This window comes from Brevundimonas sp. VNH65, from assembly GCF_049445955.1.
Taxonomy (GTDB): Bacteria; Pseudomonadota; Alphaproteobacteria; order Caulobacterales; family Caulobacteraceae; genus Brevundimonas.
Genome location: NZ_JBMSDX010000010.1, coordinates 1 through 25,117 on the forward strand (window position 1 = coordinate 1; position 25,117 = coordinate 25,117).

Genomic DNA, 25,117 nt, shown 5'->3' on the forward strand with positions numbered 1-25,117 from the left:
ACAGATCGGCCGGCCTGCTGCGCTGGTTGATGGCTGCGCAGACCGGCCTCTTGCCAACCCCAACAACCCCAGCTCAGATCAACGACGGACTCTTGTTATGGCTGGATGAGAAACGGGGGTCACGTCATTTCGGACAAAGCGCTCAAGAACCGCGACCGAACATGTCTCGCACTCGACCCGTTTCGCCTACCTTAGATCGGCTCATAGAGCGCCGATTCTCACCTCAGGTAGGTTAGGCAGATGCAGAGCCGGGACGAAAGGCCCCGCCTTTGCCTCGTCATGTGTCATGGAGAGAAGCGCGCCAATTAGATCCAGCTGCGAAAGGGGCGCGAGGAGCTGGGCCAGGCCCCGCCTGCATTCGGGTCGGCCGGAAAATATCGTTTGCCGGACGGGGTCAGCCGGTCGGCGATAATGGGCCATGACCTTTCGAGAGCCGGTTCAGCCCGCCAACTATCGCCTCAGCAAGGAGAGCTGGGACGAGATCGTGGAGGCGTACCGGAACGGGGCGACGGCGCGGTCTCTGGCGGTCAAATGGAAGGTCGCCCCGGGCTCCGTCTACTACCACGCCTGCAGGGACGGGTGGGGCAAGAAGACCAACGGCGACGACCGCGCCCGTGCCCATGCGCGCGCCATGGAGGCGCGGGAGGCGAAGCGCGCCGAGCCCCCGCCGCCGCTGACGCCGCCGGAGACCGGGGCGGAGGCGGCGACGGATGCGCGGACGCTGGGGCGGCGGGTGTTGCGCGGACTGGCGCGGGCGCTGGATCAGGGGCGGCTGGAGGAGGCGCGAGCGCTGGGGGCGCTGGCGGCGTCGCTGGGGCGGATTCCGGAACAGGACCGCGACCGGGTGGACTGGGCCGACTTCGCCCGGGCGGCGACGGACCGGACGGCGGCGCTGGAGCTGAGCTTTGACGGAGAGGAGGAGGAGACGACCTCGCCCCATCCGGCCAAGGTCGAGTTCTGGCGGCGGATGACGGGCTCGACGGCGGCCGAGCCCCGGCGGGTCATGGCCGAGGCGTTCTGGATGATGCTGGAGGGCCGGCTGGCGCGGCTGAGGGCGCCGGACCCGGCGTCGAAGACGGGACGCTCAGCGGTTTGACACCCCGGTCAGGTCGGACCAGCGCCAGGCGGAGGCGCCGAGGGCCAGGCGGGGGGCGGCGGGGCTGTCGGACAGGGTCAGGAGGACCAGGCCGCGCATGGACTGGCGGCGGCATTCGGCGGGGCTGAAGGCGACCTCGACGGCGATGGCCTGACGGACGGCGGCCAGGCCCTCGCCCTCTTCGCCGGGACTGCGGATCCAGGCGCCGTTCCAGACCAGGGGCGTGCGGCCGGGCGCCAGGTCGCGGCCCGCCTTGTCCAGGGCCGAGCGGACGCCGGGGGCGTCGCGCAGGGCGCGCTGCAGCCGGGCGGGCATGTCGCAGGCGCCGCCGGCGCCGGCGCCCGAACCCGAGCCGAAGCCGGAGCCCGCGCCGCCGCCCGCGCCGGAGCCGCTTCCGCCGCCCGAACCGGAACCGAACCCCGCTCTGGCCGCGCCGCTGAGCTCGCCGGCGCCGACGCTGGGGAAGGGGGCCGGCGGGGTCGGGGCGGGCGGAGCGGGGGCGACCGCCAGGACGACGGGGGCGGCCGGTCTGGCCTGCGGCGGGCGCGGGGCGGCGGGGCGCGGCGTCGGCGGGGCGGGGGGCGGCTCCTCGGGCAAGGGGTTCGGTCCCGCGACGGGCTCTGGCTCGGGTTCCGCGGCGGGCTCTCCGCCGCCGCCGCCCGCCGGTTCAGCGGCCGGGCGAGGGCGCGGCGGGATCAGGGGCGGCGGGGTCAGGTCGACGGAGACGAAAGACTGGGGCGCAGGCTCCGGCGAGGGCGAGGTCCGCCACATCAGCAGCGGCGCCAGCGCCAGGTGCGCGGCCAGGCTGAGGGCCGCCGCCCACACGAACCGACCCCGGCCACGGGCCTTCGCCGTCGGCGACGAAAAATTATTCGCGCGCCTCACCATCAAGGAACGGGGTTCGCCGTAGCGGTGTTAGTGGGCTCGCCGACCCACAGTATTGGTAAGAAAATCCCATACATATCGCAGATTTTCCATGATCTGAAGTCATCATGATGGCGATCGAGGGTCGCTGGATTAAGTCCGTCTTATGGTCAAGCTGAACGAATGTGGACAAGAACGTGTCATCACGCTGCCGTTACCACTGCAACACCTAGGCCTGGCGCGCGATTATTGGGAGTTGCGCCTCCCCGGCGATATGGAGACCACATGCTGAACCGATCGAAAATCAGGACCGCCCTAGCAGGCGGCGCCGTCATCGCCCTGGGCTTCGTGGCCTCGGGCTGCGCCAGCCACAAGTTTGTGCGGGAGAACGTCGCCGTCGTCGACGCCCGCGTGGACGCCACCGACCAGCGCCTCGCCCAGGTCGACGGCACGGCCGGAGAAGCGCTGCAGCGCGCCACGGCCGCGCACAAGCTGGCCGAAGGCAAGTTTCTGTATCAGGTGGTGCTGTCGGACGATTCGGTGAAGTTCCCGGTGAACGCCCATGAGCTGTCGCCCGAGGCCCAGTCGCGGCTGGCGGAGCTGGCGCAGCGGCTGAAGGCCGAGAACCGCAACGTCTATCTGGAAATCCAGGGCCACACCGACGCCACGGGCCCGGCCGCCTATAACGAGGAGCTGGGCGAGCAGCGCGCCGAGGCCGTGCGCCGGTTCCTGAGCCGCGACGGCATCGCCCTGAACCGGATGTCGACGATCTCCTACGGCTCCGAAGCGCCCGTCGCGCCGAACGACACCCGCGAGGGCCGGTCGCAGAACCGCCGCGTGGCCATCGTCGTCCTGAGCTGATCGCCGGACAGGACCGACAGGCGGCCGCCCTGACCGGGGCGGCCGTCTTCGTGTCCAGTTTCGGTTTGACCACGGGCGCGTCGTCCGCGAAGGATCGGGCATGACCGACACGACCGCCAACGGCTTTCTGACCGCCCCCGCGCAACAGCCCATGGACGCGCCCCTCACCGGCCTGGAGCAGGTGATCGAGGCGGCCCTGGCGGATCCGCAGCACTGGGCGGCGTTCGAGGCGCTGTTGCCGCGCGTCGACCTCTACATCTCTCCCGACGGGGCGACGGCGAAGGGGTTGAAGGCCGGGGAGGTCGGGATGCGGACCCTGCGGCCGAACGAGCAGCTGGAGCTGCGCGGCGTGAACCTTGACGACGGGCGCACGGCGGCGGCGGCCTTCACCGATCCCCGGCGACTGACGGCGGTGTGGGGCGAGGAGCGGCCGATCATCGGCATGAACGCCCTGGCGCTGCTGAAACTGTGGCGCGACCGGCCGGTGATGCTGAACCCCGGCGCGCCGCGCGTGCTGTTGTTCCAGGTCGAGGACGTCGCCAATCTGATCGCGGCCGGAGAGGCCCATGCGGCGGAGCAGAAGGCCGGTTCGGCGTCGCGCCCGATCGGACCGTCCAGCGGCGAGGTCAAGCTGAGCGCGCCGGACCGGCTGCCGGAGGCCCTGCTGGGGCGGCTGACCCAGGCGTTCGGGACGGTGGGCGGCACGGGGGTGACGGCCGCCTGGCTGGCGCGGGCGCGCTGGAGCGCAAGCGGGCAGGAGGGCTGGTTCCTGGACTTCCGCACCAGCCGGCCGTCCGACGAGATCCGCGCCATGGTGCAGCGGGCCGTGACCGGCCTGGCGTTCGGCGAGGAGAGCCTGGACGTCTCCGTGGCGCCGTCGGGCGGGGCGGACGGCGTGGGCGTCAGGTTCGTCTGATGCCCCGGTCGCCCGACGCGCCGATGCGGCTGGCCGTGCTGATCGACGCGGAGAACGCCTCGGCCCGGATCGCCGAGGTGCTGTTCACCGAGATCGCCACTCTGGGCGAGGCCAGCGCCCGACGCATCTATGGCGACGCCGCCAGCCCGGCGCTGCGGGCGTGGACGGACGTGCTGGCGCGCTGGGCCATCCAGTGGCAGCAGAATTTCCAGAACACCAAGGGCAAGAACTCGGGCGATATCGCCCTGGTGATCGACGCCATGGACCTGCTGCATTCGGGGCGGTTCGACGGCTTCTGCCTGGTGTCGTCCGACAGCGACTTCACCCGGCTGGCCTCGCGCATCCGGGAAGAGGGCGTGGACGTCTACGGCTTCGGCGAACGCAAGACGCCGGAGAGCTTCCGCCAGGCCTGCACCCGTTTCATCTATACCGAGAACCTGACCGCCGGGCGCGAGGCGGACGCGCGGGACGTCGCCCCGGCCGAGGCCGCGCCCGAGCGTCGCAAGGCCGCCGAAGCCGCCCCCCTGATCCGCACGGCCATCGCCGACATGGACGAGGACGGCGACGGCTGGGTGGGGATCGGCGGCATCGGCAACCGGCTGAGGAACGCCTATCCCGACTTCGACCAGCGGTCCTATGGTCACGCCAAGCTGTCGGACCTGATCCGGGCCACCGGCGCGTTCGACGTCGAGGTCGGCCCCGGCGGGGCGATGCGGATCCGGACGAAGCGCTAGGCCGCCTCAGGTCGATTGCAGGACCTTCCGCAGGGCGCCGTGCAGGTCGGGGGCGGAGGCGAGGATGGTCCTGCCGGTGGCGGGGTCGCCGTCGTCCTCGATCGCGGTGACGGTTCCGCCGGCTTCGGAGACCAGCAGCAGGCCCGCGGCCACGTCCCACGGCTGGAGGTTGCGCTCGTAGTAGGCGTCGAAGCGGCCGGCCGCGACATAGGCCAGGTCGAGCGAGGCGGCGCCGAGGCGGCGGATGCCGGCGACGCGCTGGCCCACGGCGTGCAGGTCCTTGATGGCCTGGGCGTGGCCGGTCTTGCCGATGAAGGGCAGGCCGGTGGCGATCAGGCCGTCAGCCAGGTCGCGGCGGCCCGACACCCGGATGCGGGTGTCGTTGAGGTAGCAGCCCTTGCCCTTCTCGGCCCAGAACATCTCGTTGAGGATCGGATTGTAGGTGACGGCGGCGACGATCTCGGTGCGGCCGTCCGGATGGCGGCGCTCCAGGGCCACGGTGATGGCGAACAGGGGCAGGCCGTGGATGAAGTTGGTCGTGCCGTCGATCGGATCGACGATCCAGGTGTGGGACTTGTCCGTGCCCTCGACCATGCCGCCTTCCTCGCCGAGGAAGCCGTAGCCTGGGCGGGCCTTGGTCAGCAGTTCACGCAGCGACTGCTCGGCCTTCTTGTCGGCGGCGGAGACGAAGTCGCCGGGGCCCTTGCGCGAGACCTGGAGCTGGGCGACCTCGCCGAAGTCGCGGGACATGGGACGGGCGGTCTTGCGGACCGCGTCCATCATCACTTGCAGCAGGGCGGAGGCGAGGGCCATGGGAAATCTCCTGGTCCGAAAGTCCTTCAAAGGCGGAATGGCCCGGACAGACGGAGAAGCTCAAGTTCGGCGCCGAGGGGCGACAGTGAAAAGTGCTGGTGAGCAAGGGGTGAGCGAGGGCCGGCGGACTTGCGCTCACCCCTTGCTCACCAGCACCTCTCGCTTACTTCAAGATCAGTCCGCGCGGCGGACGTATTCGCCGGTGGTGGTGTCGACGACGATGCGCTCGCCGGCCGACATATAGGGCGGGATCATGATGCGGACGCCGTTGTCGGCGACGGCGGGCTTGTAGGACGACGAGGCGGTCTGGCCCTTCACGGTGGGCTCGGTCTCGGCGACGGTCAGGGTGACCTGTTCCGGCAGCTCCAGGCCGATCGGACGCTCTTCGTGCATCTCGATGACCACCTTCATCCCCTCCTGCAGATAGGGGATGCGCTCCTCGCCGACCCAGTCCTTCTGCAGTTCGATCTGCTCGTAGGTCGTGTCGTCCATGAAGACGAGGGAATCGCCGTTGTCGAACAGATAGGAGAAGTCCTTCTGCTCGAGGGTGACGCGCTCGACCTTGTCTTCCGAACGGAAGCGTTCGTTCAGCTTGTTGCCGGTCTCGAGGTTCTTGGCCTCGACGTTGGCGAAGGCGCCGCCCTTGCCGGGCTTGACGTGGCTGGCCTTGGTGACGACCCACAGGCCGCCGTTGTGCTGAAGCACCATGCCCGGCTTGATGGTGTTGCCGTTGATTTTCGCCATAGGGATCTCGGGTAAGGATCTTGGGGTTCGGGCGCAGCCCTCGGCCGCGCGAAATCGGGCGCGATCCCTAGAGGAAGCGGCGAAGAAGGGCAAGGCGGGGCGCCGGAGCCTCAGTGCACGGTCGTGCGCTGCTCGTCGATCTTGCGCTCGACCAGATTGGCCAGCCGGACGCCGGCCCCTGTCGGGGCCGCGATCTTGCCGGCGCCCTCGTCCAGGCGGCGGGCCTGGTTGGCGAAGGCGGCCGCGAGGCCGGCGCTGGACATGGCGGCGACCATCTGGCCGCGCAGGCTGGCGGGGCGGGCGGCCAGCCACAGGGCGTTGACCCCCTGGGCCAGGGCCCAGAGGCCCAGGGTGCGGTTGCGGCCCGGCTGGCTGGGCGCGTTCCACACCCGCAGGGCCGACAGGGTTGTGGCGGAGAAGACGGCGGGCAGGACCAGGCTGAGGGCGCCGGTCGGGCGTTCGGTGACAGGGCCTTCCTGCTCGCGCAGATGACGGGGCGTGCGGCGCGGTTTGATCGCGCCGGTGGCCAGGGCCGTGGCGAACAGGGCGAAGCCGGCCGTGACCGCCGCTCCGATCAGGACATGACCGAGGGAGCGGCCGTCGCTGTTGAGGAACTCGGTCGCCGCCTCGCGCACGTCGTCCAGGGTCTCGTCCAGGGTGTCGTCGATGCTCATGGCCCAGCTTCCTCCGTCCGGTGACGGAATGGCCGAGCCCGGCGCCGGGTTCCCCCGACGGCGTGGTTCAGGCCTTCAGGGTGTCGCGCGCCCGGGCCAGGCGGCCGATCGCCTGATCCAGAACCTCGTCCGACTTGGCGAAACACAGGCGCAGGACGCCGGTCGACGGCCCGGACTGGAAGACGGACACGGGGATGGAGGCGACGCCGTGCTCGCGCACCAGGGTCCAGGCCAGGGCTTCGTCGTCCTGACCCAGGCCGGCGGCGGGAAGGTCGAGACAGAGGAAGTAGGTGCCCTCGGACGGGGTGACGACGAAGCCGGCCCTTTCGAGTCCGGAGGTCAGGCGGTCGCGGGAGCGTTGCAGGCCGGCGCGCATGTCGGCGAACCAGTCGTCCGGCCAGTCCAACCCCTCGGCCACGGCCGACTGAAGATTGGGCGGGGTGGTGAAGGTGAGGAACTGATGAGCCCGCGCCACCACCTCGATCAGGTCGGGCGTTCCGCAGGCGAAGCCGATCTTCCAGCCGGTCAGGCCGAACATCTTGCCCGCCGATCCGACCTTGATCGTGCGCTCGGCCATGCCGGGCTGGGACAGCAGGGAGGCGAAGGGGCGACCGTCGAAGACGATATGCTCCCAGACCTCGTCGGAAATGGCGATCAGGTCGTGGCGGCGGCAGACGGCGGCGACGGCGGCCATTTCCTGATCGTCGAAGACCCGGCCTGTGGGGTTGTGCGGGGTGTTGAGGATCAGGGCGCGGGTGGTCGGGGTGACGGCGGCCTGGATGACGGCCTCGGTGAGACGCCAGTCGGGCGGGGCGAGGCGGACGGTCTGGACCTCGCCGCCCGCGCGCCGGACCAGGGGTCCATAGGCGTCATAGGCGGGTTCGATCACCACGACCCCGTCGCCGGGCCGCACGACGGTCAGGACGGCGGCGGCGATGGCCTCGGTGGCGCCGGAGGTGACCAGCACCCCGGTCTCGGTCAGGTCCAGCCCCTGATGACGGCCGTAGTGGCGGGCGACGGCGTCCCGCAGGACGGGCAGGCCGCGCGAGGGCGGATACTGGTTGGGCCCGTCCAGAACGGCGCGGGCGGCGGCTTCCAGCAGGGCGCGCGGGCCGGGGGCGTCGGGGAAGCCCTGGCCGAGGTTGATCGCGCCCAGATCGCGCGCCGCGCCCGACATGGCCTCGAACACGGTGACGCCCATCTGGGCGTAGATCGGATTGAGGCGGTCGCGGTTCATGGGCGGGTATGGGGTGTGGGGTGTGGGGTGTCAGCGTCCGCACCGTGCACCCCGGCGCAGGCCGGGGTCCAGATGGGCGGGCTCAAATCCTACGGTGCGACACCCCGGCCGTTGCGGTCTGTGATCCGGGCCCCGGCCTTCGCCGGGGCGCACGGTGGGAAAGGCGGTTCAGCGGGCGGCGAATTCGCTGAGGGCGTCGATGACGGCGCGGTTCTGGTCTTCGGTGCCGATGGTGATGCGCAGGGCCTGCGGTAGGCCGTAGCCGCCGACCGGGCGGACGATGATCCCCTTGAGGTTCAGATAATCGCTGGCGGCGGTCGCCTCTTCCGGTCCCTTGAAGATCACCAGGACGAAGTTGCCGGCGGAGGGCAGGACTTCGAAACCGAAGCCGCGGATGGCCTGGGTCAGGCGCGGCTTCCAGGTGGTGATGAGGTCGCGCGAGGCCGTCTGGTGCGCCGTGTCGGACAGGGCGGCGGTCGCCGCCTCGATCCCGGGGACGGAGACGTTGAACGGCAGGCGGATGCGGTCGACCGCCTCGGCCACCTTGAGCGGCGCATAGCCGAAGCCGATGCGCAGGCCGCCCAGACCGTGGATCTTGGAGAAGGTGCGGGTGACGACGATGTTGTCGGCCTCGCGGGCCAGGCCGAAGCTGGTCTCCCAGTCGGGCTCGGCGACATATTCGGCATAGGCTTCGTCCACCACGAGCAGGACGTGGGCGGGCAGGGCGGCGTGGAGGCGGCGAATCTCCTCGCCCGAGTTCCAGCTGCCGGTCGGGTTGGACGGGTTGGAGACGTAGACGAGCTTCGTCCGCTCATCGACCTGGGCCAGCAGGGCGTCGACCTCGGCCTTGTAGCCGGGTTCGGGCGCCAGCTTGACCTCGGCCTCGCAGGCCTTGGCCGAGATGCGATAGGCGAGGAAGCCGTACTGGCCCGTGACGATGTTGTCGCCGGCGGTCAGGTAGGTCTGGTTCAGCAGGGCGAAGACCTCGTCCGAGCCGTTGCCGAAGATCAGGCGTTCGGGCTCCAGCCCATGGGTCTCGGCCACGGCGGCGCGGAGCTTGTTGGCCCGGCCGTCGGGATAGATGTGGATGTTCCGGATCGCCGCCTCATAGGCCGCGCGGGCCTTCTCCCCGGCGCCCAGCATGTTCTCGTTGGAGGACAGCTTCATCGGCTCGGCCACGCCGGCGATGGCCGATTTGCCGCCGACATAGGGGGCGATGTCGAGGATGCCGGGCTTGGGCGTGGGCAGGTCGGTCATGCTCGAAAACTCAGAAAACGGGGGCGGCCCCGATGACGCCCTTCAGGGAGCCGGGCGCCTGATCCAGCCGCCCGTCCTCGCCCTGCACATAGCCCGCCAGGACGAACAGCTTCAAGCCGCCCGAAGCGGCGAGGGGACGCGCGGACAGGCCGAGGGCGGCCAGGGTCTCGACGATCCGGGCGTCCGGCAGGGTCGCGTCGGTGACCCAGAAGGTGCGGTCGTCGCCGGTGGGACCGGGCCGGGCGGCGCCGACCAGCAGGGCGCGGGGCGCGGTTTCTGGGGCGTCGGGCAGGGCGCCGACGACCCGCAGGTCCGGACGGGCCAGAAGGCGGCCCCACCACGGACGGCCGCCGCCGAGATCGATCAGGGCGGAGGTGTCGGGGGTGACGGCGTCCAGGGCGGCCTCCGGGCTGTCCACCGCCTGCATCGGCCCGAACCGGTCCGCCGCCAGGGTCTGGGCCGCGGGACCGGCGGCGATGACGGCGGCTCCGCCCTGTGCCGACAGGCGGCCGAACAGCGCCAGGAGCAGCGCCTTGCGGCCGGGGTCGCCCGCCTGGGCGATCAGGCCCCGCAGCATCAGCGCCTCGGCGTCGGGCGAGGTCGGACCGGCGGCGGCGCGATGGGCGAGGGCCGCCGAGAGGGCGTCGATCAGGCGGCCGTCCAGGGTCTGGCGCGTCGGGTCGAGGCTCGGCTCTTCAAGCATCAGAACAGCTTGGGCGCGGGGGCCAGAGGGAAGGGGCCGAGCCAGGCGCGACCGTCGCGGAAGGTCAGGGTCAGCTTGACCTCGGACTGACCGTCGTCGGCGGGCGCGCCGGCCGGACCTGCGGGACCGGCCGCCGCCGCCGCCGCCGCGGCGGCCCCGAGCGGATTGACGCCGCCGCCGCCCGCCTGACCCTGACTGGCCTGGACCAGGCCGGCGAGGGCGGGATAGGGGTTGACCGCGTCCAGGTCGATCACGCCGGTCAGGCGGCCGTCGCGATCGGCGGACAGGCCCTCGCTGACCAGCCGGGCGCGGCTCCGGCCCGCCGTCATCTCTCCCTTAAGGGCGCTGAACCGACCGCCGTCGCGGCTCCAGGCCGACAGCACGCCCGCCGCGTCGGCGCCGCGAATGCGATCGGCGCGGGCGATCACGGTTTCGGCCTGGATCGTCAGACGGCCGTTCTGGGCGAGGCCCTCGATCGGCCCGCCGGGGCGGCCGACGCCGTCCAGCAGGCGGAACAGGACGTCGACGGAATCCTCGGCGCCGGGCGATCCGGCCGGAGCGAGGTGAGGACGCAGATACAGTTCGACCTTGCCGGCGCTGGCCAGGGGGAAGGGTTCGGCGCCCGTGCGGGCGGCGAAGACCGGCTCGGCAAGTTCCAGCGCCACATTGGGGAACCGCTGGGTCAGGCCGTGGACGCTCATGCGGATGGCCCGGGCTGTGATGTCGACATCCCCCTTGGCCGCGCGGGTCAGGGTCAGGCCGTCGGAGGCGACCATCACCCATTTGCCGGGGTTCAGGGCGCTGGCCTGGGCGGCGAAGGCGGGGGCGGCGACGGCGTGGCCCGACGGCGCAGCGATCCGCATGGCGCCGGTGTCGAGCTTCAGTCGGAACGGCCAGCCGGTGACACCGGTGCGTTCGCGTTCGACCGTCCAGCCGGCCTGTTGCAGGGCGGCGACGCGCGTCTCGACCTGGGCGTCCACCTGGCGGGACAGCCAGACCCACCAGCCGGACCAGGCCGCGAAGGCGATCAGGATAAGAATGAAGGGGGCGAACAGGCCGGCGCGACCTCGACGGCGGCGGGGGGCGGGGCGGGAGTCGGTCATGGCGGGCCCTTAGCAGCTAGGGCGGGATGTCGCGAGCCGGGACGCGCAGCCGACACGCCCCCGGCGACGGCGTCGCGGCCGGCGAAATCGCGATTTCCCGCCGAGACGGGCTAGGCAGGGTCCAACCGTATACTGTAGCAATTCGCCCCGTAACGATTTGGGGGTCGCTGATGTCGCGTCGTGTTTCCTTGCTGCTGGGCTGTTCGGCCGCTGCAGCGCTGCTGTCGGGCGCGGTTCAGGCCCAGGACGCCCAGGCCCAGGACGTTCCGTTGATCCAGCCGGGCGCGCCGGGTCAGGACAGCCGGGCCCTGGAGGGGCGCGACGCCGCCCGGGTGGCCGACAACCGCTATTCGGCCGACGATGTGAAGTTCATGCAGGACATGATCCATCACCACGGCCAGGCGGTGGAGATGGCGGCCCTGATCGCCGACCGGACCAACACCAAGGCCATCGTCGATCTGGGCGGGCGGATCGACGCCTCGCAGGAAGACGAGATCAAGTTCATGCAGGGCTGGCTGAGCGAGCGGGGCGAAGAGGCGCCCGCTCCGGCGCCGACGCCCGCTCCCGCTGCGACCGCAGCTGATCCTCACGCCGGTCATCATATGGGGCATGAGGGGCACGGCGCCCCAGCGGCCGCCGTGGATCATTCGACCCATGCGGGCATGGCGGGTATGGCGACGCCCGAACAGATGGCCGAGATGAAGGCCAGCGAGGGCTCGACGTTCGACGATTTGTTCCTGCGCCGGATGATCGCCCACCATGAGGGGGCGGTGAAGATGGTGGCGGACCTGCTGGCCCGGCCCGGCTCGGCCTATGACCCGGCCCTGTTCCGCTTCGCCAACGACATCACCAACGAGCAGCAGGCCGAGATCAATCGGATGGCGGCCCTGTTGCGCGAACGGTCGACCGATCCGCGCCCGAACCTGACCGCCGGATTCCGCGATGCGGGACAGGCGATCCTGAACATGGAGCTGGCCGCCAGCCTGCCGAAGCCGACCGGCTTCTTCGATCCGTCCAATCCCGAGGGCCTGCCCATGCGTGCGCCCCCGCCGGAGGGCCAGGACGGCGACGCCCGTCGCGGCACGGCCGACCAGACCAGCCGTCGCGCGCCCTTCCTCAGCTTCGCCAACACCGACATGGCCTTCTCGGGCGACCTGCTGGCGGTCGGCAACTATCACGGCGTCCAGTTCTATCGCCTGGGCGAGGCGGCCGAGCCGAAACTGGTCAGCGCCATCGTCTGTCCGGGCGGGCAGGGCGACGTCTCGATCGTCGGCGACCTGCTGCTGATGTCGGTGGAATCGACCAACGGCCGCGTCGATTGCGGGCGGGAGGGCGTCGGACCGGATCCGAGCGCCGACCGGTTCCGGGGCCTGCGCATCTTCAACATCTCGGACGTGACCCGTCCGCGTCAGGTCGGCCAGGTCCAGACCTGCCGGGGGTCGCACACCCATTCGGTGGTCCAGGCCGATGAACGCCGACTGGTCGTCTACAACTCCGGCACGGCCGGGGTGCGCGACGAGAAGGAACTGGCGGGGTGCGTGGTCGGTCAGCCCGGCGACGACCGCACGGCCATGTTCCGAGTCGATGTGATCGAGATTCCGCTGGCCGATCCGTCAAAGGCGCGGATCATCGACAGCCCGGCCGTCTTCGCCGACGACGCCGGTCAGGTGGCCGGTCTGTGGCGCGGGGGCGATCACGGCGAGGGCACCCAGACCACCAACCGCACCGACCACTGCCACGACATCACCCTGTTCCCGTCCGGGAACATCGCGGGCGGCGCCTGTTCGGGCAACGGCATCGTGTTCGACATCTCCGACCCGATGAAGCCCAAACGGATCGACGCGGTGGTCGACGAGGGCTTCGCCTACTGGCACTCGGCCACCTTCAACAACGACGGCGACAAGGTTGTCTTCACCGATGAGTGGGGCGGCGGGGCGCGGCCGCGCTGCCGCGTTCAGGACCCCATGACCTGGGGCGCCAACGCCATCTATGACATCGTCGACGGCAAGCTGACCTTCCGCAGCTACTACAAGCTGCCGGCCGCCCAGACGGACAAGGAGAACTGCGTCGCCCACAACGGCTCGCTGGTGCCGGTGCCGGGGCGCGATCTGTTCGTCCAGGCCTGGTATCAGGGCGGACTGTCGATCAGCGATTTCACCGACTCGGCCCAGCCGAAGGAGATCGCCTATTTCGATCGCGGGGCGGTGAACGGCGAGACGGCGACAATGGCCGGCTACTGGTCGGTCTACTGGTACAACGGCCGGATCTACGGCACCGAGATCGCGCGCGGTCTGGACGTCTTCACCCTGACGCCGAGCGAGCATCTGAGCGAGAACGAGATCGCGGCGGCGCGCATGGCGCAGCAGGGCGAGACGGTGAACCCGCAGCAGCAGTTCCCCGTCACCTGGCCCGCCCATCCGGTCGTGGCCCGCGCCTATATGGATCAGCTTGCGCGTGACAGCGTCCTGCCGGCCGAAACCGATGCGGCGCTGAAGGGTCTGCTGGATCGGGCGAACCCCCTGGTCGAGGCGGGTGGGCGCGATGCGGCGCTGGCGGGCGAGCTGCGGTCGGCGGCGCGGGGTCTGGACGGCTCGGCCACGGGCCAGACGGGCAAGCGGATCAAGGGTCTGCGCGAGACCCTGACCGGCGTGGCCGACCGCATCGGCTGAAGGCGCGTCAGGCGGCCCGGTCGTCGCCGGTCGAGGAGAAGGCCAGGAGGGTCAGCTCCAGGATCAGCTTCATCAGGCACAGGATCAGCACCGCCCCGGTGGGGGCGTTGACGATGGCCAGGCCCCAGGCGCCGAGGATGATGGTGACGTGCAGGACGGCGATGCGGCCGTAGGGCCTGAACATCTCCAGCCCGGGCGAGCTGTCCTTCCAGCGGCCGGCGATCCACCAGTCGCGCACCAGGATGATGATCTGCAGGATCGCGGTGGCCAGCAGGGCCAGCTGGAAACCGCGATCGCCGAAGGTGCGGGCCCACAGACCGACGTCCCCCGCCGCGCCCGGCGCCAGTCGTGAGGCCATGGAGGCGGCGAAGGCCCCATGGCCGAGGCAGAAGATGCCGTAGTGGACGACGAAGAAGCAGCCCAGGCCCAGCCGACCTCCGGCGCCCTGGGTCTTCGGCCCCGGTCCATCGCCGCGCGCGGTCAGGATGCGGACCAGGGCGATGCCGCCCATGATCAGGTTCTCGGCCCAATAGAGCAGCAGGATGTAGCCCGCATCCCAGCCCAGGAAGGCCACGCCGCCCACCGGGATGAGGTTCAGCAGGACCAGCAGGGCGAGGCGGCGCCAGCCCAGGCGCCGCACCAGTCCGGCGGCGATCTGTCGGATCGTGCTGTCTTCCATGCCGACAGGGTGGACGGTCCGGGGCGACGGGAAAAGGCCGTCAGGTCTGACGAGACGTGACGGTCGCTCGGGGACGATCTCAGAGGCCGGCGAAGAATTCGGGCACGGTCCGCGTCGCCGGGCCGTAGACGCCTTCGTCGAACATCGAACGCCCCAGGGTCGGTTCGAGATTGATCTCGACGGTGCGGGCGCCGGCGTGGCGGGCCTGCTGGACGAAGCCCGCCGCCGGATAGACGTTGCCCGAGGTGCCGATGGAGACGAACAGGTCGCAGGCCGACAGCGCCCGGTCGATCCGGTCCATGCGCAGGGACATCTCGCCGAACCAGACGATGTGGGGGCGGATGCGGCCGTCGGGATGGTCGGGCGAGGGTTCGTGGGCCGCCATGTCGCCGGTCCAGCGACTGACGACGCCCGATCGGGTGCAGCGCCCCTTCAGCAGTTCGCCGTGCATGTGGATCAGCTCGAAGCCGGGCGCGGGCAGGACCCGCTCATGCGCCCGGTCATGCAGGTCGTCGACGTTCTGGGTCACCAGCAGGAAGTCGCCCTCCCATCGCGCGGCCAGCTCGGCCAGGGCCAGGTGGGCGGCGTTCGGATGGACCTCGGCCAGCTGACGGCGGCGCTGGTTGTAGAAGTCCTGGACCAGGGCGGGATCGGCGGCATAGCCCTCGGGCGTCGCCACCTCCTCGACGCGATGGCCGCACCACAGCCCGTCCGAGGCGCGAAAGGTCGGCACGCCGCTTTCGGCCGAGACGCCGGCGCCGGTCAGGACGACGAGGTTGCGATGGGTCATGCCCCTGTCATCGCGCGCCAGCGTGACGGTTTCTAGCGTGATCTGAGCTTACGCCGCTTTGCGGCCAGCGGGCTTTCGGTATTAGCGTATTCAGGCGGCAACAGATACTTGCCACGTCTGTCGTAGTCGCGGTCTCCAAGGATCGTGAAAGCGCGTGACAGTCGCACTGCTCGCCACAGCACGAACACCTCGCAAGCGATGAGCGCCGGCAGAGCCAGCAGCCAGAAGACCCCGATTCCGACCGGCCCCAAAAGTCCAGCGGCGACTAGGGCTCCAATTCCGGCGTACACGGGGGCGAACAAGGAAATCGCCCTGCCGCGCACCTCCGTCAGATCGTCGTCGACCCACTTTCGGACCTTCAGATAGGTTCGGTTCGTCCAACGGCGGCCCATGCCATCGACCGTCAGCGATCCGGCGCGTTCATGCAATGGCAAAGGCTACCCCGGCCCGCTAGAACCCGTTTCGACTCAGCGAAAGGATCCTCCCCATGAAAACCCGCGCCGCCGTCGCCTTTGAGGCCAAACGTCCGCTGGAGATCGTCGAGGTCGATCTGGAGGGGCCGCGCGCCGGAGAGGTGCTGATCGAGATCAAGGCGACGGGCGTGTGCCACACCGACGCCTATACGCTGGACGGTCTGGACTCGGAGGGCATCTTCCCCTCGATCCTGGGCCATGAAGGCGCGGGCGTGGTGGTCGAGGTCGGGCCGGGCGTGACCTCGGTCGCGGTCGGCGACCATGTCATCCCGCTGTACACGCCGGAATGCCGCCAGTGTAAGTCGTGCCTGAGCCGCAAGACCAATCTCTGCACCTCGATCCGGGCGACCCAGGGCAAGGGGCTGATGCCCGACGGGACGAGCCGGTTCAGCTACAAGGGTCAGGCCATCGCCCACTATATGGGCTGTTCGACCTTCTCGAACTACACCGTCCTGCCCGAGATCGCGGTGGCGAAGATCCGCAGGGACGCGCCGTTCGACAAGGCCTGCTACGTCGGCTGCGGCGTCACGACGGGCGTAGGGGCGGTGGTCAACACCGCCAAGGTCGAGCCGGGCGCCAACGCCGTGGTCTTCGGCCTGGGCGGGATCGGGCTGAACGTCATCCAGGGTCTGAAGCTGGTCGGCGCCGACATGATCGTCGGCGTGGATATCAACCCGGACAAGGAGGAGTGGGGCCGCCGTTTCGGCATGACCCATTTCGTCAATCCGAAGGACGTCAGCGACGTGGTCGCGCATCTTGTGGAGCTGACCAGCGGCGGCGCCGACTACACCTTCGACTGCACCGGCAATACGGTGGTGATGCGTCAGGCGCTGGAGGCCTGCCATCGCGGCTGGGGTGAGAGCATCGTCATCGGCGTGGCCGAGGCTGGCAAGGAGATCGCCACCCGCCCGTTCCAGCTGGTCACCGGCCGCGTCTGGCGCGGCTCGGCCTTCGGCGGCGCGCGTGGCCGGACGGATACACCCAAGATCGTCGATTGGTACATGGACGGGAAGATTGAGATCGATCCGATGATCACCCACACCCTGCCGCTGGAACGCATCAACGAGGCCTTCGACCTGATGCACGAAGGCAAGAGCATCCGCTCGGTGGTGGTGTTCTAGCCAACGACCGACGCATGGCCCGAGCAGTCGTCAGCATTCCGGAGAAGTTTGGCGGTGCGCCTCATATCGAAGGCACCGATCTGACGATTGCCGAGGTGCAGGCCTATTGGCGCCAGCCGGGCATATACGCAGCCCATATTCGTGAGCGGTTCCCCGAACTCAGCGAGGCCGAACTTGGAGCCGCGGTGACGTGGGCTGCGCCGAAAGATCCTCAGCATCATTTCATCGCCGAGAGGTTCGAGCCTTCTCGTCAACGCTTCGCCATCTATGGGGAAGCTGGAGATTGGAGCGTGCTGATCGAAAGTGTCGATGAGGACGGCGCTGTTTTTTCCAGCGAGGACTATTGGGAAGCGACGCTCGAAGATGCGCTGCGCTACTTCCGAGAAGATGCTCTGGAAAATCTGAAATGGACCGACGCCCAGTCGGGGCTATCGGTGGACCTCGCTACATTGAATGATGCCAGATAGGTCCGACACAGGACGCAAAGAGGGAGGAAACACATGTTCACGCACCTGACCGTGGGGGCCAACGACGTCGAGGCGTCGCGGAAATTCTATGACGCCGTGCTGCCCGTCCTGGGCATTCCGGCCTCGCAGGGACCGGACCCCAAGGGCCGCTACTGGTGGCGGACGGATCGCGGCGCCTTCGCGGTCGGCAAGCCGATCGACGGCCAGCCCGCCTGCCCCGCCAACGGCGGCACCATCGGGTTCTTCGCCCGGGATGCGGCGGCGGTGAAGGCGTTCCATGACGCGGGCGTGGCGGCCGGCGGCACGTCCATCGAGGACCCGCCGGGCGAGCGCGCCGGTCCGTTCGGCGTGCTGAACCTCGCCTATCTGCGTGATCCGTCCGGCAACAAGATCTGCGCCCTGCACCGGGTGGGGTGACCGGGCGCGCCGCCCGGTGCTAATCGGGCGGCATGACCCTGCAAACCACGAAATCGCATACCGTCCACGGCGGCGTGCTGCGCTATCTGAAGCACGACAGCGTGGTGACCGGCACGCCGATGACCCTGTCGGTGTTTCAGCCGGCGGGGGAGGGGCCGTTTCCGGTGGTGATCTGGCTGTCGGGCCTGACCTGCACCGAGGACAATTTCACCACCAAGGCCGGGGCCTATGAGGCGGCGGCGCGGCTGGGGCTGATCGTGGTCGCGCCGGACACCTCGCCGCGCGGCCCGGATCTGAAGGGCCGGGCGGTGGCCGACGATGCGGCCTATGATCTGGGGCAGGGGGCGGGGTTCTATGTGGACGCCACGGAGGCGCCGTGGGCGTTGCATTTCCGCATGGAGACCTATGTCACGCAGGAGCTGATCGGGCTGATCGACGAGGCGTTTCCGACGACCGGCGCGCGGTCGATCAGCGGCCATTCGATGGGCGGGCACGGGGCCCTGACCCTGGCGTTGCGGCATCCGGACCTGTTCCGGTCGGTGTCGGCCTTCGCGCCGATTTCGTCGCCGACCCGCTGCCCGTGGGGCGAGAAGGCGTTCACCGCCTACCTCGGCGAGGATCGTACGGAATGGGCCAGGCACGACGCGGCCCTGCTGATCGAAGGCGGAGCGGCGAAGGGCCGGTTCGACGACATCCTGATCGATCAGGGCGAGGCCGACAGCTTTCTGGTCGGTCAGCTGAAGCCCGAACTGCTGACGGCGGCGGCCGGGGCGGCGGGGCAGAAAATCACCCTGCGGATGCAGCCAGGCTATGACCACAGCTATTTCTTCATGGCCAGTTTCATCGCCGACCATCTGGCGTTCCACGCCGAGCGGCTGGAGGCTGATACCGTTGAAAAAGTCGGCAATTGCCACGGGCGGCGGGGGCTGATTCACTCTGGTCATTGAGGCTGGAGGCAGCGCGATGATGGGCGAGCGGCGGGTCGATCAGGCGGCCCTGTTCTACACCTTCTCGTTGGAGGACCATGTCCCGGTGAACCACCTGCTGAGGTCGATCGACCGGTTCGTGGAGTTGGAGTGGCTGCGGGCGCATCTGGCGCCGTTCTACAGCGCGATGGGTCGCCCCTCGATCGATCCCGAACTGCTGATCCGGATGCTACTGGTCGGTTACTGCTTCGGCATCCGATCGGAGCGTCGGCTGTGCGAGGAGGTCCATCTGAACCTGGCCTACCGCTGGTTCTGTCGGTTGGGGCTGGAAGGCGCCGTGCCGGATCACTCGACCTTCTCAAAGAACCGCCACGGCCGTTTCCGGGAGAGCGATCTGCTGCGTCAGCTGTTCGACACGGTCCTGCGCCGCTGCATGACGGAAGGCCTGGTCGGCGGCGAGGGCTTCGCTGTGGACGCCAGTTTGATCAAGGCTGAGGCGAACCGCGAGCGCAGCGTGCCGGGCGATCCGGGTCTGCCGCCCGAGGCGTCGAGCCGGGCCATCGACGAGTATCTGGCGGTGCTGGACGACGCGGCCTTCGGTGCGGCCACGCCGGTGACGCCCAAGTTCATCTCACCGGTGGATCCTGCCGCGCGCTGGACCGGCGCGAACAAGGGGCCGGCCTTCTTCGCCTACGCCGCCAACTACCTGATCGATCTGGAGCATGCCGTCATCGTCGATGTCGAGGCCTCCACGGCCGTGCGTCCCGCCGAGCTGACGGCGGCGCGCACCATGATCGAGCGGGTTCGGGATCGACATGATCTGCACCCCGACCGCCTTGCCGCCGACACCGCCTATGGCTCAGCCGAGATGCTGGACTGGCTGGTCAACGACCAGGAGATCGCACCGCATATCCCGGTCATCGACAAGTCCGGTCGGACGGACGGCACCTTCTCCCGCGCCGACTTCGCCTATGACGCCGAGGCGGATCTATACCGTTGTCCGGGCGGCAATGAGCTGAAGCAGTATCGACGCGCCTTCCGCGCAGATCATCCGGAGACGCTACCGGATGACACCCACCGCTATCGCGCTTCCAAGATCGACTGCGACGCCTGTGCCCTGAAGCCGCGCTGCTGTCCCAATGCGCCGGCCCGGAAGGTCACGCGCTCCATCCACGAAAGCGCCCGAGATGTCGCCCGCGACATCGCCAGAACCGACGCCTACGTCACCTCGAGGCGCGAGCGGAAGAAGGTCGAGATGCTGTTCGCCCACCTCAAGCGCATCCTCAGACTGGATCGCCTGCGTCTTCGCGGTCCCTGCGGCGCCCGAGACGAGTTCCTCCTCGCCGCAACCGCCCAGAACCTGCGGAAAATGGCCCGACTGATCCCGCTTGAAGCCGCCCCGGCGCCCGCCTGAAGTCCACAAGCGTCGCGAACCGCGTCACAGCCTGACCACGCCGCGACACCAACCGATCAGGCAGCCGACTTTTTCAACGGTATCGGCTCACAGCGGAACTTAATCGGCGTCGCCGTCTTGGGTTTGTCGACGGGCTCTCCTAGATGAGGGCCAGCCAAGCTTGTCAGATCAGGAGCTCCTCTCATGGCCTTCACCCTCGCCCCGCTGCCCTACGCCTATGACGCGCTGGAGCCGGCCATCGACAAGGAGACGATGACCTTCCACCACGACAAGCACCATCAGACCTATGTCGACAATCTGAACAAGTTCGTGGACGCGACCCCGGCCGCCCAGGGCAAGAGCCTGGAAGAGCTGATGGGCATAATGTCGACCCTGCCGAAGTCGATCCGCAACAACGGCGGCGGACACTGGAACCACGCCCTGTTCTGGGAACTGCTTGCTCCGGCCGGCGAGACGGGCGAGCCCTCGGCCGAACTGGCCGCCGCAATCGAGGCGGATCTGGGAGGGATGGACAAGTTCAAGGAGGACTTCAACGCCGCCGGCGCCGGCCAGTTCGGTTCGGGCTGGGCCTGGCTGATCGTGCAGGACGGCAAGCTGAAGGTCGTCTCGACCCCGAACCAGGACAATCCGCTGATGGACGATGCACCGGAGAAAGGCGCGGTGGTGCTGGCCGCCGACGTGTGGGAACACGCCTACTATCTGAAATACCAGAACCGCCGGGCCGACTATCTGAAGGCCTTCTGGACGGTGGTGAACTGGAACAAGGCGAACGAACTGTACGCCGCCGCCAAGGGCTGATCGTTCCGCGATCCCGACGTCAGACGCCCGCCGGTCCGCCGGCGGGCGTTCTGGTTTTTGCACGCCGACCGATCAGGTTTGGACAGTCGTGACCGCCTCCGCCCCCGCCTAGCGTCAGGCCGCCGGAGATCCGGCGGTGATGTGGGGCGGAGCGATGACGATCGAACGGGAGACGACCGGGCTGAGCCGGCGGGGCGCCCTGGCCGGCGGGCTGGCGACGGGGGTGTTTGCGACGGGCGTGCTGGCGACGGGGGCTGCGGCCCAGTCGGTGCGGGTGGACAATGCGGCGGCCATGAACGGGGCCAGCCAGGTCGCCATCGGCAGCTTCATCGTCGCCTTCCTGACCGACCGGACCGACCGGGCGCGGGCCGGCGGCGGGCTGCTGGGCAACGGGTTCGGCGGGCGATCGACCGCCCGCAGCGCCCTGGAGGGGGTGTCCGACGCGGACTTCCAGCAGGCGACCGACGCCGCCTACGCCGATTTCCTGAACCAGCTGGCGAACGCCGGCTATCAGGTCGGGGACCGGACGGCCCTGGTCGAGGCCTTCACCAAGAACCGGGCGCGTCCGCTGGACAACGGCCTGGAGCGGGATGTGATCCTGGACCGCGACAGCCGCGCCAAGGCGAAGGTGTTCTCGCCGGTCGAACTGGGCGGCGTGTGGTTGCCCCGAGAGGTGCTGGGCCATATCAGCGCGCCGGGGTTCAGCGGCAACCAGGCGGCGGTCGGGATCAGCATGGGCGGCACGGCCCACGCCCGCGCCACCGGCCAGGCGGCGGTCAACGCCTTTTATGTGGTCGATTTCGCCAACGCCGAGACCTATGGCGGCTGGTTCCGCAACAGCTCGGCGGTGTCGGTCAAGGCGGGGCTGGCGGTGATGCCGGACGTGTCGAAGGTGTTCGCCTATGCGCCCAACGGCCGGGTGTCGTCGGTGACGCTGCGCGAGCCGATCGCGGTCGGCGGCGACTTCGGCGAGTTCGTCGACGCGACCACGCGCGGCCAGCGGACGGCGGAGCTGGCGGCCAATGTCATCGGGGTTCTGGGCGGGATCGGCACCAACTCCACCCGTCGCTACGCCATGACGGCCGATCCGGAGCGCTGGCGGGCGGGCGTGTCGGAGGTGACCACTGCCGCCACCGCGCGCGCCCTCGGCGCCCTGCGGAGCGGCCGATGAGGCGGGCGATCCGAACGTCGTCCTGTTCATCATGACCTGGATGGCGCCGGTCGGCTGAGGTGGCCGGCCGAGGACGGGGCCGCCCGCCTTGACTCGCGGGACGTCGAACGTCATAAGCCGCCCCTTCTCGCCCCGGCCGAAAGGTTCGGGGCGCGAACCATTACGGACGATGCGTGGACCGCCGTTGAGATCGCATTCCCACTTTCGGGGACGCCGGGCCGCATCACTGAAAAGAGAATAGAATGTCCAAGCGCCACAGCGCCAAGTACAAGATCGACCGCGCCATGGGTGAAAACCTGTGGGGCCGTTCCAAGTCCCCGGTCAACAAGCGGTCCTATGGCCCCGGCCAGCACGGCCAGCGCCGCAAGTCCAAGGTTTCGGACTTCGGCCTGCAGCTGAAGGCCAAGCAGAAGCTCAAGGGCTACTACGGCAACCTGACCGAGAAGCAGTTCCGCAAGACCTATGACGAGGCCGCCCGCCGCAAGGGCAACACCTCGGAAAACCTGATCGGTCTGCTGGAAGCCCGTCTGGACGCGATCGTCTATCGCGCCAAGTTCGTCCCGACCGTCTGGGCCGCCCGTCAGTTCGTCAACCACGGCCACGTGACCGTCAACGGCAAGAAGGTGAACATCGCCTCCTACCGCGTGAAGATCGGCGACGTCGTCGAGGTCAAGGAAAAGTCCCGCAACATGGCGCTGGTGCTGGAAGCCCAGCAGTCGTCGGAGCGTGACGTGCCGGACTATGTCGAGCTGGGCGACCGCGGCTTCTCGGTGCGCTTCGTCCGCACCCCGGAACTGGCCGACGTGCCGTATCCGGTGAAGATGGAGCCGAACCTGGTCGTCGAATACTACGCTTCGTAAGCTGCGCTTACGAAGCCTGTTCTCGGGGCGCTATGTTCGCGCCACGGGCGCTCACGACTTGAGCGCATAGATACGATAAGGCCCCGGAGCGATCCGGGGCCTTTTTCGTTGAGCCGCTCAGCCGGACACTGAACTGGATCCCGGCCTGCGCCGGGATGCACGGAGGAGGGGGCGGCGGAATGCCGACACACATCGGCGATTGTCGGCGTCGCGGCGCGTCCTGATCCGCCGCGCGGGCGATCGTCAGTTTCCGGGTGCGAAATCCGGCGAATTGGGTGATAGTCGCGCCGTGGGGTGCGGATGACGAGACCGTCGACCAGGGCGATTCTGACAGGGGCCGCAGCGGTGTTTCTGCTGGCGGGCTGTCAGGCCGTGCGATCGGCGCCGGAAAGGCTGCTGGCCTGGCGGACGCCGGCGGCGGAGCCCGCGCCGGGATTAATCGAGCCCGTGCGGGCGGCGGCCGTGGTCAATGATCTGGCCGTGTTCCGGGTGCCCTCGAACGGCTGCACCAAGAAGGACGACATGCTGCCGGTGGTGTCGCGCCAGGGGCTGTCGTCGGTGCTGATCCTGCGGCGGCTGACCGAGGACCTGTGCACCCGGCCCGTCGAGGACGGGGTCGAGCTGCGGTGGACGTTCGAGGAACTGGGCATCAAGCCGGGCTCCACGGTGACGGTCGGCAATCCCTATCAGCTGCCGACGGGCGGAACCTGAAGGCCGCCGCGGGCGGAAACGACCCTTTCTGATAATTCACGTGTGTTCGCGGCGCATGCGGGCGATCAAGCGTGACGCTTTCAAATCAAGGGGATCCCTCATGCTGCGTCTCGCGCTCGCCGTCATCATTTCCGCGCCTCTTCTGTCGGGCTGCATCGTCATCTCGACGGAAAAGCCGACCACCCGCGTCATCCAGACCCCGCCCGCCGACGCCCAGTAATGGCGCCGGTTGTGAAGTTCGCGGCGGCGGCGGCGCTTCTGTCGCCGCTGCTGGCCGGCTGCGTCATCTATGATTCGACGGGCGGCGACGAGGTCTCGGTGCGGGTGGGGTCCCAGACCACGACCGCCCAGGCCGCGCCGCTGGAGACCCTGCGGGCCATCCGGTTCGACGCCGGCGCGGTGGTGGTGCGCGTCGAGTCCAACGGCTGCACCCAGGTCTCCGACTTCGCCGTGGAGGTGGTGGACGACCAGACGGCGGAGCTGACCTTCACGCGGGAATCGCCGGACCTGTGCAAGGCCCTGGTTCCCGACGGCGTGGAGCTGCGCTGGACCTATGAAGAGCTGGGGCTGGCGTCGGGCAAGGCGGCTCTGGTGCGGAATCCGCTGCGGCTGCCCTGAGGCAAGCGCCGTCCCGCCCTCCGTGCATCCCGGCGAGGGCCGGGGTTCGGGCCCCAGGAACGGCCTCGGCCGCCTGGACCCCGGCCTTCGCCGGGGCGCTCGGTGAAATTGGACGCCGACATCCGGATTGAAGGCCGCCGCGACGAACTCAGCGCCGTTCGAAGGTCGGCAGCATGTCGGCGGGGATGCGGTGCGGCCGCATCCGTTCGGCGTCGACCAGCACCCATTCGGAGACGCCCTGGGCGCAGAGGCGGCCCTCGGCGTCCTCGATCCGGACATAGCGGTTGAACCGGGGCCCCTGGGGGTCGCCGACCCAGGTGCGGGCCTGCACCCCGACGGCGTCGGGCGCCAGGGGGCGGAAGTAATCCACCTCATGCCGGACGGCGACCCAGGACCATCGGGCGCGGGTCGCCGCGTCGAAGCGGGCGTTCCAGTGGGCCGTGCCGACGTCCTGCAGCCAGCCGACATAGACGACGTTGTTCACATGACCGTTGGCGTCGATGTGCTCGGGCCGGATTTCCAGAGGCACGACGAAGATCTCGCGGTCCTCGCGCGGCTCCAGGGCGGGGCGCGCCATGGCGCAGTCAGTCCTGGTCGCCCAGGGTCACGCCCTTTTCGGCCAGCAGGGCCTGAAGCTCGCCCGACTGGAACATCTCGCGCACGATGTCCGAGCCGCCGACGAACTCGCCCTTCACATAGAGCTGGGGGATGGTCGGCCAGTCGGTGAAGGCCTTGATGCCTTCGCGCAGGGCGTCGTCCTGCAGCACGTCGACGCCGACGAACGGGGCGCTGACCTGGTCCAGGATCTGGACCGCCAGGGACGAGAAGCCGCAGCGCGGCTGGTCCGGCGTGCCCTTCATGAACAGCACCACCTCGTGGTCCGCCACGGTCTGGGCGATGAAGGCGTGGACGGGGTCGGCGGTCGTGGTGGTGGCGTCGGTCACGGGGAGGGCCCTTTCGGTTGAGGCGTCAGCTAGGGACGACGACCCCCGAGGTCAAGC

28 protein-coding genes are annotated in these 25,117 nt (G+C 69.3%); 15 read left to right on the top strand and 13 right to left on the bottom strand.

Going from position 1 to position 25,117, the window contains the following annotated elements; all coding sequences use genetic code 11:
- Positions 1–418 precede the first annotated feature (418 nt).
- Complete coding sequence (locus tag ACO2Q1_RS14180; protein ID WP_423330132.1) at positions 419–1,096, top strand: hypothetical protein; 678 nt, start codon at positions 419–421, stop codon at positions 1,094–1,096.
- Here the strand turns inward: ACO2Q1_RS14180 and ACO2Q1_RS14185 are convergent.
- A complete protein-coding gene (locus ACO2Q1_RS14185) occupies positions 1,085–1,921 on the bottom strand; it encodes a hypothetical protein (protein ID WP_423330133.1) in 837 nt (278 codons plus the stop codon). The two genes, ACO2Q1_RS14180 and ACO2Q1_RS14185, sit on opposite strands and share 12 nt — an antisense overlap.
- A gap of 324 nt (positions 1,922–2,245) precedes the next feature.
- Here ACO2Q1_RS14185 and ACO2Q1_RS14190 point away from each other — a divergent pair, with 324 nt between their 5' ends.
- From ACO2Q1_RS14190 to ACO2Q1_RS14200, 3 genes are all read left to right on the top strand, one after another.
- Positions 2,246–2,821 (top strand): OmpA family protein, encoded by a 576-nt coding sequence (locus tag ACO2Q1_RS14190; RefSeq protein WP_423330134.1) that lies wholly within the window; start codon positions 2,246–2,248, stop codon positions 2,819–2,821.
- 100 nt (positions 2,822–2,921) lie between these two features.
- A complete protein-coding gene (locus ACO2Q1_RS14195) occupies positions 2,922–3,737 on the top strand; it encodes an SseB family protein (RefSeq protein WP_423330135.1) in 816 nt (271 codons plus the stop codon).
- Complete coding sequence (locus tag ACO2Q1_RS14200; protein ID WP_423330136.1) at positions 3,737–4,471, top strand: NYN domain-containing protein; 735 nt, start codon at positions 3,737–3,739, stop codon at positions 4,469–4,471. Before ACO2Q1_RS14195 ends, ACO2Q1_RS14200 begins: the two co-directional genes overlap by 1 nt.
- Before the next feature lie 6 nt (positions 4,472–4,477).
- Here the strand turns inward: ACO2Q1_RS14200 and ACO2Q1_RS14205 are convergent, their stop codons facing one another.
- The 7 genes from ACO2Q1_RS14205 to ACO2Q1_RS14235 form a co-directional block, all read right to left on the bottom strand.
- Positions 4,478–5,284, bottom strand: a complete 807-nt coding sequence (locus ACO2Q1_RS14205; protein ID WP_423330137.1) for an inositol monophosphatase family protein — start codon at positions 5,282–5,284, stop codon at positions 4,478–4,480.
- Between the two features lie 174 nt (positions 5,285–5,458).
- On the bottom strand, positions 5,459–6,028 hold the full coding sequence (efp, locus tag ACO2Q1_RS14210) for an elongation factor P (RefSeq protein WP_423330138.1): 570 nt from the start codon (positions 6,026–6,028) through the stop codon (positions 5,459–5,461).
- 110 nt (positions 6,029–6,138) lie between these two features.
- Positions 6,139–6,702 carry a tryptophan-rich sensory protein gene (locus tag ACO2Q1_RS14215; RefSeq protein ID WP_423330139.1) on the bottom strand — a complete coding sequence of 188 codons (564 nt, stop codon included), beginning with the start codon at positions 6,700–6,702 and terminating at the stop codon, positions 6,139–6,141.
- Between the two features lie 67 nt (positions 6,703–6,769).
- Positions 6,770–7,939, bottom strand: a complete 1,170-nt coding sequence (locus ACO2Q1_RS14220; protein ID WP_423330140.1) for an aminotransferase — start codon at positions 7,937–7,939, stop codon at positions 6,770–6,772.
- A gap of 168 nt (positions 7,940–8,107) precedes the next feature.
- Entirely contained in the window at positions 8,108–9,196 is a 1,089-nt protein-coding gene (hisC, locus tag ACO2Q1_RS14225; RefSeq protein ID WP_423330141.1) for a histidinol-phosphate transaminase, read from the bottom strand.
- A gap of 10 nt (positions 9,197–9,206) precedes the next feature.
- Positions 9,207–9,899 (bottom strand): hypothetical protein, encoded by a 693-nt coding sequence (locus ACO2Q1_RS14230; protein ID WP_423330142.1) that lies wholly within the window; start codon positions 9,897–9,899, stop codon positions 9,207–9,209.
- A complete protein-coding gene (locus tag ACO2Q1_RS14235; RefSeq protein ID WP_423330143.1) occupies positions 9,899–11,002 on the bottom strand; it encodes a DUF2125 domain-containing protein in 1,104 nt (367 codons plus the stop codon). Before ACO2Q1_RS14235 ends, ACO2Q1_RS14230 begins: the two co-directional genes overlap by 1 nt.
- Before the next feature lie 170 nt (positions 11,003–11,172).
- Between ACO2Q1_RS14235 and ACO2Q1_RS14240 the strand changes: the two genes are divergently transcribed.
- Positions 11,173–13,671, top strand: a complete 2,499-nt coding sequence (locus ACO2Q1_RS14240; protein WP_423330144.1) for a DUF305 domain-containing protein — start codon at positions 11,173–11,175, stop codon at positions 13,669–13,671.
- Positions 13,672–13,678: 7 nt separating this feature from the next.
- Here the strand turns inward: ACO2Q1_RS14240 and ACO2Q1_RS14245 are convergent, their stop codons facing one another.
- The 3 genes from ACO2Q1_RS14245 to ACO2Q1_RS14255 all read right to left on the bottom strand — a co-directional run bounded on the left by ACO2Q1_RS14245 (position 13,679) and on the right by ACO2Q1_RS14255 (position 15,568).
- Positions 13,679–14,350, bottom strand: a complete 672-nt coding sequence (locus ACO2Q1_RS14245; protein WP_423330145.1) for a DUF6498-containing protein — start codon at positions 14,348–14,350, stop codon at positions 13,679–13,681.
- Between the two features lie 79 nt (positions 14,351–14,429).
- On the bottom strand, positions 14,430–15,140 hold the full coding sequence (locus tag ACO2Q1_RS14250) for an NAD-dependent deacylase (RefSeq protein ID WP_423330146.1): 711 nt from the start codon (positions 15,138–15,140) through the stop codon (positions 14,430–14,432).
- A gap of 32 nt (positions 15,141–15,172) precedes the next feature.
- A complete protein-coding gene (locus tag ACO2Q1_RS14255) occupies positions 15,173–15,568 on the bottom strand; it encodes a hypothetical protein (protein ID WP_423330147.1) in 396 nt (131 codons plus the stop codon).
- A 59-nt stretch (positions 15,569–15,627) separates the two neighbouring features.
- On the opposite strand from ACO2Q1_RS14255, the gene ACO2Q1_RS14260 reads away from it, so the two are divergent.
- From ACO2Q1_RS14260 to ACO2Q1_RS14305, 10 genes are all read left to right on the top strand, one after another.
- Entirely contained in the window at positions 15,628–16,734 is a 1,107-nt protein-coding gene (locus ACO2Q1_RS14260; RefSeq protein WP_423330148.1) for an S-(hydroxymethyl)glutathione dehydrogenase/class III alcohol dehydrogenase, read from the top strand.
- A 14-nt stretch (positions 16,735–16,748) separates the two neighbouring features.
- A complete protein-coding gene (locus ACO2Q1_RS14265; RefSeq protein WP_423330149.1) occupies positions 16,749–17,201 on the top strand; it encodes a DUF433 domain-containing protein in 453 nt (150 codons plus the stop codon).
- 33 nt (positions 17,202–17,234) lie between these two features.
- Complete coding sequence (locus ACO2Q1_RS14270; RefSeq protein WP_423330150.1) at positions 17,235–17,618, top strand: VOC family protein; 384 nt, start codon at positions 17,235–17,237, stop codon at positions 17,616–17,618.
- 32 nt (positions 17,619–17,650) lie between these two features.
- Entirely contained in the window at positions 17,651–18,565 is a 915-nt protein-coding gene (gene fghA, locus ACO2Q1_RS14275) for an S-formylglutathione hydrolase (protein ID WP_423330151.1), read from the top strand.
- Positions 18,566–18,581: 16 nt separating this feature from the next.
- A complete protein-coding gene (locus ACO2Q1_RS14280; RefSeq protein WP_423330152.1) occupies positions 18,582–19,958 on the top strand; it encodes a transposase in 1,377 nt (458 codons plus the stop codon).
- 183 nt (positions 19,959–20,141) lie between these two features.
- Entirely contained in the window at positions 20,142–20,756 is a 615-nt protein-coding gene (locus ACO2Q1_RS14285; RefSeq protein WP_423330153.1) for a superoxide dismutase, read from the top strand.
- Positions 20,757–20,910: 154 nt separating this feature from the next.
- The gene (locus ACO2Q1_RS14290) at positions 20,911–21,927 is read left to right on the top strand and encodes a hypothetical protein (protein ID WP_423330154.1); all 1,017 of its coding nucleotides are present in this window, start codon (positions 20,911–20,913) and stop codon (positions 21,925–21,927) included.
- Positions 21,928–22,169: 242 nt separating this feature from the next.
- Complete coding sequence (gene rpsD / locus ACO2Q1_RS14295; RefSeq protein ID WP_423330155.1) at positions 22,170–22,787, top strand: 30S ribosomal protein S4; 618 nt, start codon at positions 22,170–22,172, stop codon at positions 22,785–22,787.
- A 300-nt stretch (positions 22,788–23,087) separates the two neighbouring features.
- Positions 23,088–23,498: a hypothetical protein gene (locus ACO2Q1_RS14300; RefSeq protein ID WP_423330156.1), complete on the top strand. Its 411-nt coding sequence runs from the start codon at positions 23,088–23,090 to the stop codon at positions 23,496–23,498.
- A 219-nt stretch (positions 23,499–23,717) separates the two neighbouring features.
- A complete protein-coding gene (locus ACO2Q1_RS14305) occupies positions 23,718–24,116 on the top strand; it encodes a hypothetical protein (RefSeq protein WP_423330157.1) in 399 nt (132 codons plus the stop codon).
- Positions 24,117–24,264: 148 nt separating this feature from the next.
- Here the strand turns inward: ACO2Q1_RS14305 and ACO2Q1_RS14310 are convergent, their stop codons facing one another.
- Both ACO2Q1_RS14310 and grxD read right to left on the bottom strand, forming a co-directional pair.
- Positions 24,265–24,693, bottom strand: a complete 429-nt coding sequence (locus tag ACO2Q1_RS14310; RefSeq protein ID WP_423330158.1) for an acyl-CoA thioesterase — start codon at positions 24,691–24,693, stop codon at positions 24,265–24,267.
- Positions 24,694–24,700: 7 nt separating this feature from the next.
- Positions 24,701–25,060, bottom strand: a complete 360-nt coding sequence (gene grxD / locus ACO2Q1_RS14315) for a Grx4 family monothiol glutaredoxin (RefSeq protein ID WP_423330159.1) — start codon at positions 25,058–25,060, stop codon at positions 24,701–24,703.
- Positions 25,061–25,117: the final 57 nt, after the last annotated feature.

What these genes read in the sequence shown, in the direction of transcription:
- ACO2Q1_RS14180 (WP_423330132.1), top strand. Translation starts at nt 419, where the DNA reads ATGACCTTTCGAGAGCCGGTTCAGCCCGCCAACTATCGCCTCAGCAAG.
- ACO2Q1_RS14190 (WP_423330134.1), top strand. Translation starts at nt 2,246, where the DNA reads ATGCTGAACCGATCGAAAATCAGGACCGCCCTAGCAGGCGGCGCCGTC.
- ACO2Q1_RS14195 (WP_423330135.1), top strand. Translation starts at nt 2,922, where the DNA reads ATGACCGACACGACCGCCAACGGCTTTCTGACCGCCCCCGCGCAACAG.
- ACO2Q1_RS14200 (WP_423330136.1), top strand. Translation starts at nt 3,737, where the DNA reads ATGCCCCGGTCGCCCGACGCGCCGATGCGGCTGGCCGTGCTGATCGAC.
- ACO2Q1_RS14205 (WP_423330137.1), bottom strand. Translation starts at nt 5,284, where the DNA reads ATGGCCCTCGCCTCCGCCCTGCTGCAAGTGATGATGGACGCGGTCCGC.
- efp (WP_423330138.1), bottom strand. Translation starts at nt 6,028, where the DNA reads ATGGCGAAAATCAACGGCAACACCATCAAGCCGGGCATGGTGCTTCAG.
- ACO2Q1_RS14215 (WP_423330139.1), bottom strand. Translation starts at nt 6,702, where the DNA reads ATGAGCATCGACGACACCCTGGACGAGACCCTGGACGACGTGCGCGAG.
- ACO2Q1_RS14220 (WP_423330140.1), bottom strand. Translation starts at nt 7,939, where the DNA reads ATGAACCGCGACCGCCTCAATCCGATCTACGCCCAGATGGGCGTCACC.
- hisC (WP_423330141.1), bottom strand. Translation starts at nt 9,196, where the DNA reads ATGACCGACCTGCCCACGCCCAAGCCCGGCATCCTCGACATCGCCCCC.
- ACO2Q1_RS14230 (WP_423330142.1), bottom strand. Translation starts at nt 9,899, where the DNA reads ATGCTTGAAGAGCCGAGCCTCGACCCGACGCGCCAGACCCTGGACGGC.
- ACO2Q1_RS14235 (WP_423330143.1), bottom strand. Translation starts at nt 11,002, where the DNA reads ATGACCGACTCCCGCCCCGCCCCCCGCCGCCGTCGAGGTCGCGCCGGC.
- ACO2Q1_RS14240 (WP_423330144.1), top strand. Translation starts at nt 11,173, where the DNA reads ATGTCGCGTCGTGTTTCCTTGCTGCTGGGCTGTTCGGCCGCTGCAGCG.
- ACO2Q1_RS14245 (WP_423330145.1), bottom strand. Translation starts at nt 14,350, where the DNA reads ATGGAAGACAGCACGATCCGACAGATCGCCGCCGGACTGGTGCGGCGC.
- ACO2Q1_RS14250 (WP_423330146.1), bottom strand. Translation starts at nt 15,140, where the DNA reads ATGACCCATCGCAACCTCGTCGTCCTGACCGGCGCCGGCGTCTCGGCC.
- ACO2Q1_RS14260 (WP_423330148.1), top strand. Translation starts at nt 15,628, where the DNA reads ATGAAAACCCGCGCCGCCGTCGCCTTTGAGGCCAAACGTCCGCTGGAG.
- ACO2Q1_RS14265 (WP_423330149.1), top strand. Translation starts at nt 16,749, where the DNA reads ATGGCCCGAGCAGTCGTCAGCATTCCGGAGAAGTTTGGCGGTGCGCCT.
- ACO2Q1_RS14270 (WP_423330150.1), top strand. Translation starts at nt 17,235, where the DNA reads ATGTTCACGCACCTGACCGTGGGGGCCAACGACGTCGAGGCGTCGCGG.
- fghA (WP_423330151.1), top strand. Translation starts at nt 17,651, where the DNA reads ATGACCCTGCAAACCACGAAATCGCATACCGTCCACGGCGGCGTGCTG.
- ACO2Q1_RS14280 (WP_423330152.1), top strand. Translation starts at nt 18,582, where the DNA reads ATGATGGGCGAGCGGCGGGTCGATCAGGCGGCCCTGTTCTACACCTTC.
- ACO2Q1_RS14285 (WP_423330153.1), top strand. Translation starts at nt 20,142, where the DNA reads ATGGCCTTCACCCTCGCCCCGCTGCCCTACGCCTATGACGCGCTGGAG.
- ACO2Q1_RS14290 (WP_423330154.1), top strand. Translation starts at nt 20,911, where the DNA reads ATGACGATCGAACGGGAGACGACCGGGCTGAGCCGGCGGGGCGCCCTG.
- rpsD (WP_423330155.1), top strand. Translation starts at nt 22,170, where the DNA reads ATGTCCAAGCGCCACAGCGCCAAGTACAAGATCGACCGCGCCATGGGT.
- ACO2Q1_RS14300 (WP_423330156.1), top strand. Translation starts at nt 23,088, where the DNA reads ATGACGAGACCGTCGACCAGGGCGATTCTGACAGGGGCCGCAGCGGTG.
- ACO2Q1_RS14305 (WP_423330157.1), top strand. Translation starts at nt 23,718, where the DNA reads ATGGCGCCGGTTGTGAAGTTCGCGGCGGCGGCGGCGCTTCTGTCGCCG.
- ACO2Q1_RS14310 (WP_423330158.1), bottom strand. Translation starts at nt 24,693, where the DNA reads ATGGCGCGCCCCGCCCTGGAGCCGCGCGAGGACCGCGAGATCTTCGTC.